At 50.2% G+C, this 14,974-nt stretch carries 15 protein-coding genes and 8 tRNA genes; all 23 read left to right on the forward strand.

Annotated elements, in window-relative coordinates; all coding sequences use genetic code 11:
• Nucleotides 1-148: 148 nt before the first annotated feature.
• Nucleotides 149-240, forward strand: a tRNA-Ser gene (locus tag ACIFQM_RS17220).
• 31 nt (nt 241-271) lie between these two features.
• A tRNA-Met gene (locus ACIFQM_RS17225) sits at nt 272-348 on the forward strand.
• A gap of 10 nt (nt 349-358) precedes the next feature.
• Nucleotides 359-434 (forward strand) — tRNA-Val (locus ACIFQM_RS17230).
• 4 nt (nt 435-438) lie between these two features.
• Nucleotides 439-514: transfer RNA gene (locus ACIFQM_RS17235), tRNA-Thr, on the forward strand.
• 16 nt (nt 515-530) lie between these two features.
• Nucleotides 531-607: transfer RNA gene (locus ACIFQM_RS17240), tRNA-Asp, on the forward strand.
• Between the two features lie 77 nt (nt 608-684).
• Nucleotides 685-757, forward strand: a tRNA-Phe gene (locus tag ACIFQM_RS17245).
• A 9-nt stretch (nt 758-766) separates the two neighbouring features.
• Nucleotides 767-852, forward strand: a tRNA-Tyr gene (locus ACIFQM_RS17250).
• Between the two features lie 7 nt (nt 853-859).
• A tRNA-Lys gene (locus ACIFQM_RS17255) sits at nt 860-932 on the forward strand.
• Nucleotides 933-1,096: 164 nt separating this feature from the next.
• Entirely contained in the window at nt 1,097-2,245 is a 1,149-nt protein-coding gene (locus ACIFQM_RS17260) for a PucR family transcriptional regulator (RefSeq protein WP_430047856.1), read from the forward strand.
• 103 nt (nt 2,246-2,348) lie between these two features.
• Complete coding sequence (locus tag ACIFQM_RS17265) at nt 2,349-3,473, forward strand: ABC transporter ATP-binding protein (RefSeq protein ID WP_430039953.1); 1,125 nt, start codon at nt 2,349-2,351, stop codon at nt 3,471-3,473.
• A gap of 294 nt (nt 3,474-3,767) precedes the next feature.
• The gene (gene hprK / locus ACIFQM_RS17270) at nt 3,768-4,706 is read left to right on the forward strand and encodes an HPr(Ser) kinase/phosphatase (RefSeq protein WP_044645057.1); all 939 of its coding nucleotides are present in this window, start codon (nt 3,768-3,770) and stop codon (nt 4,704-4,706) included.
• Nucleotides 4,707-4,749: 43 nt separating this feature from the next.
• Nucleotides 4,750-5,808, forward strand: a complete 1,059-nt coding sequence (gene lgt, locus ACIFQM_RS17275; protein ID WP_430039951.1) for a prolipoprotein diacylglyceryl transferase — start codon at nt 4,750-4,752, stop codon at nt 5,806-5,808.
• A complete protein-coding gene (gene ppaX, locus ACIFQM_RS17280; RefSeq protein WP_430039949.1) occupies nt 5,805-6,458 on the forward strand; it encodes a pyrophosphatase PpaX in 654 nt (217 codons plus the stop codon). Before lgt ends, ppaX begins: the two co-directional genes overlap by 4 nt.
• Complete coding sequence (locus ACIFQM_RS17285) at nt 6,455-6,949, forward strand: acyltransferase (RefSeq protein WP_430039947.1); 495 nt, start codon at nt 6,455-6,457, stop codon at nt 6,947-6,949. Before ppaX ends, ACIFQM_RS17285 begins: the two co-directional genes overlap by 4 nt.
• Nucleotides 6,950-7,320: 371 nt before the next feature.
• Nucleotides 7,321-8,526, forward strand: coding sequence for an ATP phosphoribosyltransferase regulatory subunit (locus ACIFQM_RS17290; protein ID WP_430039945.1), 1,206 nt, complete (start codon nt 7,321-7,323; stop codon nt 8,524-8,526).
• Nucleotides 8,523-9,167 (forward strand): ATP phosphoribosyltransferase, encoded by a 645-nt coding sequence (hisG, locus tag ACIFQM_RS17295; protein ID WP_430039943.1) that lies wholly within the window; start codon nt 8,523-8,525, stop codon nt 9,165-9,167. The genes ACIFQM_RS17290 and hisG overlap by 4 nt, the downstream gene beginning before the upstream one ends.
• A gap of 61 nt (nt 9,168-9,228) precedes the next feature.
• Nucleotides 9,229-10,536 carry a histidinol dehydrogenase gene (hisD, locus tag ACIFQM_RS17300; protein ID WP_430039941.1) on the forward strand — a complete coding sequence of 436 codons (1,308 nt, stop codon included), beginning with the start codon at nt 9,229-9,231 and terminating at the stop codon, nt 10,534-10,536.
• A complete protein-coding gene (gene hisB, locus ACIFQM_RS17305; protein WP_430039939.1) occupies nt 10,526-11,134 on the forward strand; it encodes an imidazoleglycerol-phosphate dehydratase HisB in 609 nt (202 codons plus the stop codon). The genes hisD and hisB overlap by 11 nt, the downstream gene beginning before the upstream one ends.
• A 3-nt stretch (nt 11,135-11,137) precedes the next feature.
• Nucleotides 11,138-11,767, forward strand: coding sequence for an imidazole glycerol phosphate synthase subunit HisH (hisH, locus tag ACIFQM_RS17310; protein WP_430039937.1), 630 nt, complete (start codon nt 11,138-11,140; stop codon nt 11,765-11,767).
• Between the two features lie 43 nt (nt 11,768-11,810).
• Nucleotides 11,811-12,542 carry a 1-(5-phosphoribosyl)-5-[(5-phosphoribosylamino)methylideneamino]imidazole-4-carboxamide isomerase gene (hisA, locus tag ACIFQM_RS17315; protein WP_430039935.1) on the forward strand — a complete coding sequence of 244 codons (732 nt, stop codon included), beginning with the start codon at nt 11,811-11,813 and terminating at the stop codon, nt 12,540-12,542.
• Between the two features lie 11 nt (nt 12,543-12,553).
• On the forward strand, nt 12,554-13,312 hold the full coding sequence (hisF, locus tag ACIFQM_RS17320; protein WP_430039933.1) for an imidazole glycerol phosphate synthase subunit HisF: 759 nt from the start codon (nt 12,554-12,556) through the stop codon (nt 13,310-13,312).
• A complete protein-coding gene (gene hisIE, locus ACIFQM_RS17325) occupies nt 13,309-14,049 on the forward strand; it encodes a bifunctional phosphoribosyl-AMP cyclohydrolase/phosphoribosyl-ATP diphosphatase HisIE (RefSeq protein ID WP_430039931.1) in 741 nt (246 codons plus the stop codon). The genes hisF and hisIE overlap by 4 nt, the downstream gene beginning before the upstream one ends.
• Nucleotides 14,050-14,085: 36 nt before the next feature.
• Entirely contained in the window at nt 14,086-14,910 is an 825-nt protein-coding gene (gene hisJ / locus ACIFQM_RS17330) for a histidinol-phosphatase HisJ (RefSeq protein WP_430039929.1), read from the forward strand.
• Nucleotides 14,911-14,974 lie beyond the last annotated feature (64 nt).

A 14,974-nucleotide genomic window follows, 5' to 3' on the forward strand; every position in this document is an offset into this window, starting at 1 on the left:
GTCGAGGGCTTATCCTAAAGATAGAACGCAATGGAGTTTCGGATCCAGTTTTCAGGGTGTAACCTTGAAATTACGCTTGGTATTCTAGTTCACTATGGTGATAAATAGAATAACGCGCGGAATTTTTGCTAAGTGAGTCCATTTACATGGAGAGATACCCAAGTGGCTATAAGGGGACCCTCTGCTAAGGGGTTAGACTGCGAAAGTGGTGCGAGGGTTCGAATCCCTCTCTCTCCGCCATTTAGGACAAGTTAGCGAAATATTATGTTATGGCGGTGTAGCTCAGCTGGCTAGAGCGTACGGTTCATACCCGTGAGGTCGGGGGTTCGATCCCCTCCGCCGCTACCATACATACCCAGGAGGCTTAGCTCAGCTGGGAGAGCATCTGCCTTACAAGCAGAGGGTCGGGGGTTCGATCCCCTCAGCCTCCACCATTGTGCCGGTGTAGCTCAACTGGTAGAGCAACTGACTTGTAATCAGTAGGTTGGGGGTTCAAGTCCTCTCGCCGGCACCATTTTTGAAAAATTTAGGGAACTGTGGTGTAGAGGCCTAACATGCCTGCCTGTCACGCAGGAGATCGCGGGTTCGAATCCCGTCAGTTCCGCCATTTTTCAATATGATAGTTTTACGCACTAAAGTGGGAAGGGGTATCCCTCCGCACTTTATTTTTTTGTTAATCGATATGGCTCGGTAGCTCAGTCGGTAGAGCAGAGGACTGAAAATCCTCGTGTCGGCGGTTCGATTCCGTCCCGAGCCACCTTTATATGGAGGATTAGCGAAGTGGCCAAACGCATCAGACTGTAAATCTGCTCCCTTACGGGTTCGGTGGTTCGAATCCATCATCCTCCACCAGTTTTATGAGCCATTAGCTCAGTTGGTAGAGCACCTGACTTTTAATCAGGGTGTCGAAGGTTCGAGTCCTTCATGGCTCATCGAAAGTCATCAACTTATAGTTGATGACTTTTTTTGTATGCATTTTTGCATGGATTTAGGTTATGTTTCTTACTAACTTTTTTATTTTAAGGTATCGACAGGTTATAATAGGTTCATTATGTTCGCTTAGAGGTTATTCTAAAAAAAGTGAAGTGGTGATCGCGTGACTTTGGATACGGAATGGATACAGCAACAGCTTCAGAATATTATTCAAGCACCTTTTACTATACTGCCTTGGTGTCCAGAAATGATTGCAGAAGGTCTGTCAGCAAAATCGGCTGTACCGGATAAGTCATTTGTACGTGATAGCATAATATATTTTCCGTTCCGTGTGGTAGCAGGAGAATTGGCTGCCTTTGCGGTAGAGGCAAAGCATTTGACGGATCGGGAACGGAAGCTGATTGAGGCGTTACTCTGGAACATGGAGCAATTCTGGCAGGATGGGACGGGGACGCAACAGCCCGATAATCCGGTTTATGCTGAGGAAGAGCGAATGAAGCGTTTTGGACAATGGCTCATACAGCAGGCTGGCAACCTACAGAATGAAGAAGAGGTTCCTGATGAGTTGGGGCTTCGGGATTCGTTGTTGGCGTATATGGTTCCCATTGTACTGACTGGTGAAGGAACACAGGAGGGCGCTATTGCTTACACTCAACTACATCGATTGTTAGCCAGTTATTTTGGAGGGAATGTGCTGCTTACTCCATTGGATGAACAGTCTTGGCTGATTATGGCTAAAAAGGAACTACTGTTGGGAGCAGAAGACGACCGGGATAAAGATGTTGAAACCAGGGATGCAGATTACACGGAATCGCTGGAGGAGGTTCTTACGGCTTTCAGCCTGGGTTTATACGAGCTTATCGCAAATGAGTGGGTAGGTGTATTTCATTTGGCGGTATCCAAGCCGTCTATACTATTGCAAAGTCTCCCCAAAGAGCTGAATTTGTTATGGGAGACGATCCATCTTGGAAAAATTTTTCATGTAACAGAGCATATCCACTTTTCATGGGAGTTGCATTTGGAGAGGTTATTAAACCGTATTCCGAAGGAGCAACGCGTGCAATTTTTGGAGCAGGTTGTGCGGTCGTCCGTTATATTGGAGGATGCTGAAACGATGGCTACATTGGATATCTTTTTTCAACTGGATTGTAATGTGAGTGAGACGGCTAAGCGCCTTTATGTGCACCGGAATACGTTGATTTACCGTTTGGACAAAATTAAACAGGAGACGGGATTGGATGTGCGGACGTTTAATGATGCGGTTTTGGTCAAGCTTTTTCTACTATTGTACAAAGTGACAAAAAGGAAATAGCATTTTTGTGCAGTTTGCGAATAGCCACGAAGTGGGTACTAGGGTAAGATACAAGTAAGAAATGTATTCGATTTCAAAACTTGATCTTGGGGAGGCAAAAGCTATGGCTGGTGTACGCTTAGAGCATATTTTCAAAAAATACCCGGGTGCAGATAAAGCTACGGTTATTGATGTCAATTTGGACATTCAAGATAAAGAATTCCTCGTATTGGTTGGTCCTTCCGGTTGTGGTAAATCCACTACACTTCGTATGATCGCTGGTCTGGAAGAAATCTCGGACGGCAAATTGTATATTGGAGATCGTGTTGTGAACGACGTAGCTCCAAAGGATCGCGATATTGCGATGGTTTTCCAATCCTATGCCTTGTATCCGCATATGAACGTATACCAAAACATGGCTTTTGGTCTGAAACTTCGCAAGGTGAAGAAAGAAGAAATTGATAAGCGTGTACGTGAGGCGGCTAAAATCCTTGATATTGAGCATCTCCTGGATCGCAAGCCGAAAGCGCTATCAGGTGGTCAACGTCAGCGTGTTGCCTTGGGACGTGCGATTGTACGTGACCCGCAAGTGTTCTTGATGGATGAGCCATTGTCCAATCTGGATGCCAAACTGCGTGGTCAGATGCGTGCGGAAATCACGAAGCTGGCTAAACGTCTGGAGACGACCGTTATCTACGTAACGCATGACCAGGTCGAAGCAATGACGATGGGTGACCGGATTGTTGTTATGAAGGATGGCATTATTCAACAAGCCGCATCCCCGGATGAGTTGTACAACCGTCCAGTAAATCTGTTCGTAGCTGGTTTTATTGGTTCTCCTACGATGAACTTCATCACAGGTAAGCTGACTGAGAAGGACGGCGCACTGTATTTCAATGCCCCGGGTCTGGATCTGTTCGTTCCTGAAGGTAAGGGTCAGATTTTGAAAGCCAAGGGTTATATCGGTAAAGAGGTTATTCTGGGCATCCGTCCTGAGGATATTCATGAAGAGCCCGTATTTTTGGAGGCTTCTCCGAATACGATCTTTATGTCCACTGTGGATGTTACCGAAAATCTCGGTCATGAAATGCTGTTGTACCTGAGTGGCGCCGGAAATGAAACGATTATTGCCCGTGTAGACGGGCGTTCCAATACTCGTGATGGTGTTAAAGCGAAGTTGGCTGTTGATATGAACAAGGTTCATATTTTTGATAAGGAATCGGAATTGAGCATTCTGGTTGGCGAATAAGTTCAATCAATAGAAGAGAGTCGCAGTTTCCCAGCCGGGGAAAGGCGGCTCTTTTTGTATATCCCATACAGCTTCCAGCTTCGGCATTGCATTCATTGGAAAATTCCGATACGATGGGTACATTGGTATGGGTCTGGGTTCAGCATGAACACAGGTAGCCCGAAATCATGTTGAAAAGGTGAGCTTGGGCTGGCACAGGATGAGCTGGCAGTGGGCTATATGGTTGATAGGTTGACGCTACATAAATAAGATTACGTATAGAATCCGGTCATGCAGGATGAAGGGGAGAATACGATGGCTAAAAAGGTAAAGGTATCTGAGCTTGTACAGCAATTTCAAATGGAGGTTATTTCTGGTGAGAAAGGTCTGCGCAGGCTGATCACGGTGGATGAATTGAATCGTCCGGGGTTGGAGATGGCTGGGTATTTTGAATACCACACACAGGAGCGTGTGCAGCTTTTGGGAAGGTCTGAGCTGGCTTTTCTAGGTATGCTTCCTCCTGAGGAAAGAAAGGATCGGATGCAGCGTCTATGTACGGAGCTGACTCCGTGTATCATCATCACACGCGGTCTGGAAGTACCAGCAGAACTGGTGGAGGCAAGCGCTGAGCGGGATGTCCCAGTATTGCGAACTAATATGGCCACGACGATTTTATCAAGCCGCATTACGGGTTTTCTTGAAAGAAAGCTAGCTCCTACGGCCACCATCCATGGTGTATTGTGTGATGTGTACGGTGTAGGTATGCTCATTACGGGCAGTAGCGGCATTGGTAAAAGTGAAACAGCACTGGAACTGGTTAAACGCGGTCATCGTCTGGTAGCAGATGATGCAGTGGAAATTCGGCAAACGTCCGATTTTCAGTTGCATGGTACGGCGCCGGAACTGATTCGTCACCTGCTGGAAATTCGCGGCGTGGGCATCATTAATGTGATGACGTTGTTTGGTGCAGGTGCAGTTCGTAACAACAAGCGGATTACGCTGGTTGTCCGTCTGGAGGCATGGCAGCAGGACAAGCAGTATGACCGTCTTGGTTTGGATGAAGAAACGACACGTATTATTGACACGGATGTTCCGCTCGTTACGATTCCAGTTCGTCCGGGCCGAAATTTGGCCGTTATTATTGAAGTGGCGGCAATGAACTATCGTTTGAAGCAAATGGGCGTGAACGCAGCTCTGCAATTTACGAATAAGCTGACTGCTACAATTTCTGAAGATATGGAAGATATGGATTAAGGTTCAGTCGTTTGCAAGGAAGAACAAGGAGTGAGAGAAACATATGTCAACGGCAACATTACTGCTGAATCCGATTGCTTTTTCAATCGGGGCAATTAAGGTCCATTGGTACGGGCTTATTTTGGGGCTGGCGGCGCTTGTGGGTTTATATCTCGCCATTCGTGAAGGCAAAAGATTTGGCATTCCGCAGGAATTTTTTATGGATATGCTGCTGCTGGGTGTTCCTTCGGCTATTATTGGAGCGCGTATTTACTATGTAGCCTTCAAATGGGAAGACTATCGAGATAATCTATGGGATGTTTTCAAAATCTGGAATGGCGGTATTGCGATATACGGCGCATTGATCGGTGCGATTATATGCGCAGTCATCTATTTCCGCTATAAGGGTTATAATTTCTGGCGGATTGCCGATATTTGTGCGCCAGGTCTGCTGATCGGTCAAGCGATTGGCCGCTGGGGTAACTTTGTCAATCAGGAAGCCTACGGTGGACCGACGGAAGTAAGCTTTTTGCGGAATCAACTGCATCTGCCAGATTTCATTGTAAATCAAATGAACGTTAACGGAGTGTTTCACCATCCTACATTTCTGTATGAATCCCTGTGGAGTATTGTAGGTGTGATTCTGCTACTCGTCATTCGACGTATGAAATTTGTACGTGCAGGCGAAATGTTTGCATTTTACTTCATTTGGTACTCAATTGGCCGTTTTTTCATCGAACGTGTACGGACGGATAGTTTGGCTTTTCAGGGACCAGACTGGCTGGCTTCCTTTGTGAATGCTTTGTGGTCTCCTATGGTATGGCTGGGGTTTGAACCAGGGCATCTGGACCCGAGTTACGGTAATGTACGGATCTCGCAACTGCTCCCTATTTTCATTGTTGTAGCTGCTGTGATTTTCATCGTGGTTCGTCGTCGTAAGGGTGCAACTGTTCCGAAATATAGCGATCCGATTGTCTCCAGCAAGGTAGGAGTCGATCAGGTACCTGACGTGACGCCGGAACAGGCTTTCCGCCCGGGTCAAGATACGATTCCTCCGACAACGGCTGCGCCGGATAAGCTACACAAGGAAGACACGGACGAGGACAAGAAGGAGCATCTATGATAAATACGATTTTATTCGACTTGGACGGAACGATTATGGATACGAATGAGCTGATTATCAGCACATTTCTGCACATTTTGAATCACCCGGACGCTGACCCGCTGACACGGGAGCATATTATCCCTCATATGGGCGGAACGCTGGATGACCAGCTTCGTACCTTTTCGGGATTAAAGGATGTGTCTGAGCTGGTTAAAGGCTATCGTGCTTATAACTTGCTCCATCACGACCAAATGGTGAAGCCTTTTCCGTATGTCATCGAGGTTATTCAGGAGTTGCGTGCGCGAGGAATTAAGCTGGGGGTTGTGACGACTAAAATACGATCCTCTACGATTCGTGTGCTTGATCTGTTCGATCTGACCTCCTCTATGGACTATATTGTGACGGTAGACGACGTAGAGCATCCGAAACCACACGCAGAACCTGTGCTTAAGGCGCTGGCTGGGTTGAACGCCAAAGCAGAGCATACGTTGATGGTTGGAGACAGTTCCTTTGATATTCTATCAGCTCAAGCCGCAGGCGTGAAATCGGCGGGTGTAGCCTGGTCGCTCAAGGGTGAGGAAACTCTACGGGGCTATGGACCGGATTACATTTTGCATGATATGCGGGATTTACTGAAGCTGGAGTTTCAAGGTGTCGATGTGTCGTGAGGAAGGTTGACCGCCATCCCGTGGAAGGTCCCAATGCGCTGTGGCAGATTTACCGGACGGTAAGCCGCTGGAAAGGGATTAAAAACTTTGTTTTTATACAGATCGCCCGGTATTGTCCCGTGCTTTCCTGGAAAAATGTCATTTACCGCAGAGTGCTTGGGATGAAGGTAGGGCAGCATGCGGCCTTCGGCCTGATGGTGATGGTGGATGTTTTTTTTCCGGAGCATATTACGATAGGGGACAATTCGGTGATTGGATATAACACGACCATTCTGGCGCATGAATATCTCATACAGGAGTATCGTATTGGTAAAGTAATGATCGGAAATAATGTGTTAATCGGCGCCAATACGACCATTCTGCCCGGTGTTACTATAGGTGATGGAGCTATAGTAGCCGCCGGGGCGGTTGTGCATAAAGACGTGCCGGCCGGAGCATTCGTGGGCGGTAATCCGTTGCGTGAATTAAGACGATCGGGTACGGATGAATAGTAAATAACATAACAATAAGGGTCCCTTAAGGATTGGGGGGCCTTTTTGTGTTGTTTTTTGTATAAATTATAAATGTGTCTGTTGGCTGAAAGGCTGGCGGAGCTGAGCAATTCTATAATCGCAAGAAAAACTTCCGCTAAGCGCGGTCTTGCTTCTGTGAAAGTACATTGATAGATGTTTTTGTTATAGGGTTCATGAATTCTGCAATGGATAAAATAAAGAGAGGGAAACAGTTCTGCAACGTTGCTCTAAAAATGGGCTGCTCCATTCGGTTGACGTTCGCAGTCAGAGCATGATAATATATCGAATATACTTTAGTTTATTAGCACTTTACCATGATAAAGATACTGCGAAATCATGAGGTGATAGAGATGACCAAGCCAAAAGGATTTGAAATCCCCGTAGGGGTTCGGGATTACCTTCCGCGTGCAGTGTCGAAGCTGCGGGCGATTGAATTGAATGTACTCGAATGTATGGAACGTTGGGGATACCGTCAGATTATGACGCCTACGATGGAATACTACGATACGGTGGGTGTGGCTAGTTCTACTTCGGATCGGAAGTTGTTCAAGCTGCTTAATAACCGGGGGACCACGCTGGTTCTGAGATCTGATATGACCGCGCCGATTGCGCGTGTGGTATCGTCGCTGTTGAAGGAGGAGGAAGTACCACTCCGGCTTTCTTATCACGCAAATGTATTTCGGGCCATTGAGGAAGAGGCGGGAAGAGAAGCGGAGTTTTTCCAGACGGGCGTGGAGCTGGTAGGCGATGACTCGCCCGAGGCTGATGCGGAGGTCGTGGCACTGGCGATTGCATCGTTACAGGCGGCAGGAGTGTCCTCTTTTAAAATTGCTATGGGGCATGTGGGATTCCTGAACGGTCTGTTCGAGGAAATCATTCCGGGTCGCCAGGCTGAACAGCAAGCGTTAAAGGAACTGTTATTGAACCGTGATGTGGTGGGCTACCGGACAGCGATTGAAGCTTTGGGTTTGCCTACCGAACATCGGGATAAGCTGGAGGCTATTCTCCGGCTTCGCGGGGGCAAAGAAATTTGTGAGCAGGCTACCCGTCTTAGCGTCGAGCAGCAGACGATTCAATCCATTGCGCATCTGTGCGAGGTTTGGGAAGTGCTGGAGAGTTACGGCGTGTCTGAACATGTGCTAATTGACCTTACTATGATCGGAGACTTTTCATATTATACAGGAATGACTTTTGAGGGGTATGCGGCGGAAATAGGATTCCCCGTATGTAATGGAGGGCGTTATGACAATCTGCTACAGCAGTTTGGTCGTTCCGTTCCTGCGACGGGATTCGCGTTGAAGACGAACCGGATTGTCGATGGTGTGGACGGTATTCAGATCGAGGCGAAGCGCCCGGTGCTTATTCGTTATGATGAGCAGGGACGCAGAGAGGCGTTATCCGCCGCGGCACAGCTTCGTGGAGCAGGACGGAATGTGGTGACAGGGCTGACTGGTGGGCCTGAGGATCGCCGCCGCGAGCAACAGGACTTGTATGCAGAGGTTTACAGCTACACAGTCGAAGAAAGACAACCGGTACAAGGGAGGGAATTACCATGACGGAGACGTTGAAGGTAGCCATGCCGAAGGGACGGATCTATAAGCAGGCTTCTGAGCTTTTTCGTCGAGCGGGGGTTCCTATTCCAGTAGATGTGGATGATACGCGCAAGCTGGTTATTCCGCTGCCTGAACTGGGAATGGAGTTTATTATGGCGAAGCCGGTCGACGTTCCCACGTATGTGGAGTACGGAGCTGCGGATATCGGCATTGTAGGCAAGGATGTTTTGCTGGAAGAGAACAAGGATGTGTATGAGCTGCTTGATCTGGGGATTGCCCGTTGCCGAATGTCGGTCATTGCTTTGCCGGATTGGCAGCCGGGTATTCGTCAGCGGGTGGCTACGAAGTATCCGAATGTGGCTTCCCAGTATTTTCGGGAGCAAGGCCAGCAGGTGGAGGTTATCAAGCTGAATGGTTCTATCGAGCTGGCACCGCTAATCGGATTGGCAGACCGGATTGTCGATATGGTGGAAACAGGGCAGACCTTGAGAGAGAACGGATTGGTCGAGCAGATCAGTATTTTGGATATTACGAGTCGGCTGATTGCCAATCGGGTCAGTTACCGGATGAAAAATGGTCCGATTCAGGCGTTGTGTGACCGTTTGCATCAAGTAATTCCGACTAGGGTGGCACCCAGGGACTAAGGTAAAGTCCAATGATGGTTAGGAGAACATTCCGCAAGCTGCAAGTAAGGGGGAAGGGACAATGAAGATCGTATCAGCCCGTGATTTCAATCTCCAGCGTGAGGTGGATTACGGTACACCTGAGCAAAATGAAGCCGTTCGTGCGATTATCCGTTCGGTACGGCAGGAGGGAGATGCTGCTGTCCTGCGGTATACGGAATCGTTCGACGGTGTATCGCTGACGGCGGAGCAGCTCCGTGTGACGGAGGAAGAATTGAAGGCGGCATATGACAAGGTGGAGCCTTCATTTTTGCAGGCGATTCGGGAGGCAGCGGACAATATCCGTGCTTTTCATATGAAGCAAAAACGTAATTCGTGGATGGATTTGCAGCCGGACGGCAGCTTGCTGGGTCAGATCATCCGACCGTTGAGGCGGGTAGGCGTATATGTTCCAGGTGGTAAAGCGGCTTATCCGTCCTCGGTGCTGATGAATGTGATTCCGGCTCAGGTGGCTGGTGTACCGGAGATCGTCATGGTGACACCCCCGGCAACAGGCGGCAAGGCGGGAATTGATCCATATACACTGGTAGCTGCGGCAGAGGCGGGTGTGACCGAGATCTACCGGGTTGGCGGAGCACAGGCGATTGCGTCTCTCGCTTACGGGACTCATAGCATCGAACCCGTCGATAAAATTTGCGGCCCAGGCAACATTTATGTAGCGCTGGCGAAGCGAGAGGTATACGGTGCAGTGGATATCGACAGTATTGCGGGACCAAGTGAAATTGTCGTACTGGCTGACGATACAGCGAATGCCTCTTATGTAGCGGCTGACCTGCTCTCGCAGGCAGAACATGACGAAATGGCCTCGGCCATTCTGGTTACGCCCTCGCAGCGCTTGGCAGAAGAAGTATCGGCCGAGGTGCAGCGCCAATTGGCAGAGCTGCCGCGCAGAGATATTGCTGCTGCATCGGTTGATGCCTATGGAGCGATTATTGTCGTTGATACGTTGCATGAGGGCATCGAAATTGTGAACAAACTAGCCCCGGAGCATTTGGAAATCATGACAGAGAATCCAATGGAGCATGTCGGTCTGATCGAAAATGCGGGAGCGATTTTCCTGGGCGCGTACAGCTCGGAGCCGGTAGGCGATTATTTTGCTGGGCCTAACCACATTATTCCGACCAATGGAACTGCGCGGTTCTCTTCTCCGGTCGATATTGATGATTTTATCAAGAAGTCGAGTATGATCTATTACAGTAAGGGAGCTCTGCTGCGCAATGGGGAGACGATTATGCAGCTTGCCCGGCATGAAGGGCTGGAAGGGCACGCAAGGGCGATACAGGTTCGATTGGACAATGAGAAGAAGGCGGTGGATGACGATGGGGAATGAAAATAACGGTGCAGGACGTACAGGCAGCGTCAGCCGGAAGACGAACGAAACGGATATTCAGCTATCTTTTGCGGTAGACGGCACAGGGCAAACCGAAATCGAGACAGATGTCCCTTTTCTGAATCATATGCTGGATTTGTTCACCAAGCACGGACAGTTTGACCTGAATGTACAGGCCAGAGGGGATGTTGACATCGACGATCACCATACCGTGGAGGACATTGGTATCTGTCTGGGGCAAACCTTACTGGAATCGTTAGGTGATAAAAAAGGAATCAAGCGCTATGCCAGCGTCTTTGTACCGATGGATGAGGCGCTCGCGCAGGTCGTCATTGATCTTAGTAACCGACCCCATTTTGAGTATCGAGCGCAGTATCCGTCCCAGCAGGTAGGGAGCTTTTCGACGGAGCTGGTGCATGAATTTCTGTGGAAATTCGCGCTGGAGGCTCGTATGACGCTGCATGTCATTGTTCACTATGGGCAAAATACCCACCATATGATCGAAGCGGTGTTCAAGGCACTGGGACGTGCGCTGGATGAAGCCACATCCATTGATCCGCGGGTAACGGGAGTGCCTTCGACGAAGGGAGTGCTGTAGTCCATGTCCATTGCTATTGTGGATTACGGCAGAGGCAATCTGCATAGTGTGAGCAAGGCGGTTGAGCGTCTTGGCTATGAGGCTGTAGTCACAGGAGATGCGAAAGTGATTCGTTCCGCCAGCGGTGTGATTTTGCCGGGTGTAGGGGCGTTCGGAGACGCTATGGAGCATTTGCGTTCCAGTGGCTTGGATCGGGTCATTCAGGAGGTGGCGAGCGCTGGACAGCCGCTGCTTGGCGTTTGCCTGGGGATGCAGTTGTTGTTTGCTCGTGGCGAAGAATATGGCAGCCATGAGGGGCTGGATATTTTGCCGGGAGAGGTCGTGCGCTTTGCTCCTGATCTGGGTGTGAAGGTGCCTCATATGGGCTGGAACCGTCTGCGCATGACGCAGCCGGAACATCCGTTGGTGCAAGGCTTGGAGGAAGGGCATGTGTATTTTGTGCATTCTTATCATGCCAAGCCGGAGGTAGAAAGCGACTTGCTGGCGGTGACCGATTACGGCGGGCCGGTAACAGCTATCGTGGGCAGAGGCCATGTATACGGTATGCAGTTCCATCCAGAGAAGAGTGGGGAAATGGGAATGCGACTGCTTCGTCAGTTTTTGGAACTGGCGGAGGCGGAGAAGCGAGCGTAATTACACATAGGTATTTTTGAATAGCTCACAAGGGGGTCATACTTTGTTCACGATATATCCGGCGATTGATATTCGCGATGGCAAATGTGTACGGCTGGTGCAGGGTGATTATAACCAGGAGACGATATACAATGAAAATCCGGTAGAGGTGGCCCGCGAATGGGAACGCTTGGGCGGCTCCTACATTCATTTGGTCGATCTGGACGGCGCGAAAGCGGGTCAACCTGTGAACGATGAACTGATCGGACGCATCGCGTCTGCGGTACAAGTACCCGTACAGGTGGGCGGTGGTCTGCGTACGCGCGAGCATGTGGAGCGGCTGTTGTCACTAGGCGTGAGCCGCGTGATTTTGGGCACGGCGGCGATTGAGGACCGTGCTTTTACGGAAGTGGTGTTAGGCACCTACGGTGACCGGATCGCAATCGGTCTGGATGCGCGAAATGGCTATGTAGCGACACGAGGGTGGCTCGAAACCTCGGAGGTGCGAGCGGATGAACTGGCGGCTGAGTTGGCCTCCAAGGGTGCGGAAACGTTTATTTTCACAGACATTTCCCGCGACGGAATGATGCAGGGTCCGAATGTAGAGGCAATCGTGGCACTTGCGAAAAGCAGTGGACGCACCGTAATTGCTTCCGGTGGTGTCAGCAAGATGGATGATCTGATTACGTTAAGTGCCTATGCGCAAAAAGGTGTAGGCGGCGCTATTGTGGGTAAGGCATTGTATACAGGCAGCATTGATTTACAGGTCGCCGTACAAGCTGTAGCAAAGGCATAGGGGGAGTAGGCATGCTGGCTAAACGGATTATTCCCTGCCTGGACGTAAAGGATGGCAGGGTGGTTAAGGGTGTCAATTTTGTGAACTTACGCGATGCAGGCGATCCGGTAGAGCTGGCGGCGCTTTATGACCGGGAAGGCGCGGACGAAATCGTATTTCTGGATATTTCTGCTTCGGTTGAAGGTCGCGCCACTATGGAAGAGGTGGTTCGTCAGACAGCGGGGGAAATTGCCATTCCCTTCACCGTGGGCGGCGGGATATCGCATGTCGATGATATGAAGCGCATCCTGCGTGCAGGGGCGGATAAAATCGGCATTAATACGGCGGCTGTTCGTAACCCTCAGCTGATTGCGGAGGGTGCGCGCAGCTTTGGCTCACAATGCATCGTGGTTGCGATTGATGCCAAGTACAATGAGGCTTGGGGCGAGTGGGAAGTATATACGCACGGAGGGCGCACGCCATCGGGCATTCGGGCCTTGACCTGGGCCAAGGAGGCTGAACGGCTGGGGGCAGGCGAAATTCTGTTGACCAGCATGAATGCGGACGGAACCAAGGATGGTTTTGACCTGCCGCTGACCTCTGCGGTGTCGGATGCCGTGGGTATTCCGGTCATTGCTTCCGGTGGAGCGGGCAAGCAGGAGCATTTTTATGACGTGTTTACGGCGGGTAAAGCGGACGCTGGCTTAGCGGCAACCATTTTTCACTATAAAGAAATAGGAATTCCCGAGCTAAAACGGGATTTGAAGCGCAGAGGAGTGGAGATACGATGAGCAACGAATTGAACCAGCAGCTATCTCTGGAACAGGTATTGGATAATATTCGCTGGAGTGAAGCGGGACTTGTCTCAGCGATTGTGCAGGATGATGCCACGCTTCAAGTATTGACGCTGGCCTATATGAATCGAGAATCGCTGAAGCTTTCTCTGGAATCGGGAGAGACGTGGTTTTGGTCCCGTTCCAGACAGGAGCTGTGGCACAAGGGGGCAACCTCGGGGAATACGCAAAAAATCACCTCCATTCAGTTGGATTGTGACGGTGACGCTCTGCTTGTTCGTGTAATTCCCAATGGCCCTGCCTGCCATACCGGAGCGACGAGCTGCTTTTTTCGTGATATTTCCGCGCCAGGAACGGCTGTAGCTCCTGCTTCGGAAAATGCGGGGGGCCAAGCGTCGGTGGCGACTCAAACGGGCACGACTCATGCTGCAACAAACCGCTTTGAGGTGCTTGCCCAACTGGAAGCAATCATTAAGGAGCGGGAAGTGACACGTCCTGAAGGGGCCTATACGACCTACCTTTTTGACAAAGGCGTGGATAAGATTCTGAAAAAGGTTGGCGAAGAAGCATCCGAGACGATCATTGCCGCCAAGAATAAGGATAATGAGGAGCTTCGTCTGGAGGTCAGCGATCTGATCTATCACTTGCTGGTACTGTTACAGGAGCGCAAACTACCGCTGGATGATGTGCTGACTGAGTTGAACCGCCGTCATGAGCGTCCCCGTCGTGATTAAAATGGGTGCTGTAGCGCTGAAAGAGGGGAGTGCCACATGAAAATTGACTATCATACGCATCATGCCCGCTGTGGTCATGCGATAGGAAATCTGGAAGAGTATGTGCAGCAGGGTATTCGGTTGGGGTTGGATCAGCTCGGCTTGTCCGATCACATGCCGCTATTGCATGTTAACCCGGCCGACTATTACCCGGAGATGGCGATGCCTATGGAAGAGCTGCCCCGATATGTGGAAGAATGTCTGGAATTAAAGGAACGCTATAAGGGACAGATTGACATTCGTGTCGGCTTGGAAGGCGACTACATCGAGGGCTGGGAACAGGAAATCGAAGACATCATCACTGCATATCCGTGGGATTATGTGATTGGCTCCGTACATTTTCTCGGGGAGTGGGATGTAACAGATTTCCGTCAGGTGCACCATTGGGAAGGCAAAAATGTGCTGGAGGTGTACCGGACTTATTACGATGCGGTTTCCAAAGCGGCAGCGACCGGGTTGTATGACATCATGGGCCATCTGGATGTCATTAAGCGTTTCGGCCACTATCCGAAGCCGGAGGAAGCGGAGGAGCTGCGTGAGTTGGAGCGCTCTACACTCTCGGCCGTTGCCCGCAGCGGGCGGGCGATGGAGCTGAATGCATCGGGGCTATCCAAGCCCTGTGCAGAGATGTTCCCGAGCCGCCGCATGCTGGAGGAGGCATTGGCGCTAGGCATCCCGCTGACGATAGGGTCGGATGCTCATGATCCGGCGAAGCTGTCCGAGCATTTGGAGAAGGCGCGCGCGCTTCTGCATGAGGTCGGATATCGGGAGCTTGCCGTATTCCGGCAGCGTGAGCGCTCCACGGTGCCGTTGACGCTTTGATGTCTAGTTCTGCCTAATATATAGCCTTGTGACCAGCCGAACGTTGCCTTTTACACATGAAGGC

Source organism: Paenibacillus sp. NRS-1782 (assembly GCF_050467685.1).
Classification (GTDB): domain Bacteria; phylum Bacillota; class Bacilli; order Paenibacillales; family Paenibacillaceae; genus Paenibacillus; species Paenibacillus terrae_A.

Excerpts from the sequence above, each read along its gene's own strand:
- hisH (WP_430039937.1), top strand. The coding sequence starts at position 11,138 with ATGTCCATTGCTATTGTGGATTACGGCAGAGGCAATCTGCATAGTGTG.
- hisD (WP_430039941.1), top strand. The coding sequence starts at position 9,229 with ATGAAGATCGTATCAGCCCGTGATTTCAATCTCCAGCGTGAGGTGGAT.
- hisB (WP_430039939.1), top strand. The coding sequence starts at position 10,526 with ATGGGGAATGAAAATAACGGTGCAGGACGTACAGGCAGCGTCAGCCGG.
- ppaX (WP_430039949.1), top strand. The coding sequence starts at position 5,805 with ATGATAAATACGATTTTATTCGACTTGGACGGAACGATTATGGATACG.
- hprK (WP_044645057.1), top strand. The coding sequence starts at position 3,768 with ATGGCTAAAAAGGTAAAGGTATCTGAGCTTGTACAGCAATTTCAAATG.
- hisF (WP_430039933.1), top strand. The coding sequence starts at position 12,554 with ATGCTGGCTAAACGGATTATTCCCTGCCTGGACGTAAAGGATGGCAGG.
- lgt (WP_430039951.1), top strand. The coding sequence starts at position 4,750 with ATGTCAACGGCAACATTACTGCTGAATCCGATTGCTTTTTCAATCGGG.
- hisG (WP_430039943.1), top strand. The coding sequence starts at position 8,523 with ATGACGGAGACGTTGAAGGTAGCCATGCCGAAGGGACGGATCTATAAG.
- ACIFQM_RS17265 (WP_430039953.1), top strand. The coding sequence starts at position 2,349 with ATGGCTGGTGTACGCTTAGAGCATATTTTCAAAAAATACCCGGGTGCA.
- hisJ (WP_430039929.1), top strand. The coding sequence starts at position 14,086 with ATGAAAATTGACTATCATACGCATCATGCCCGCTGTGGTCATGCGATA.
- ACIFQM_RS17290 (WP_430039945.1), top strand. The coding sequence starts at position 7,321 with ATGACCAAGCCAAAAGGATTTGAAATCCCCGTAGGGGTTCGGGATTAC.
- hisIE (WP_430039931.1), top strand. The coding sequence starts at position 13,309 with ATGAGCAACGAATTGAACCAGCAGCTATCTCTGGAACAGGTATTGGAT.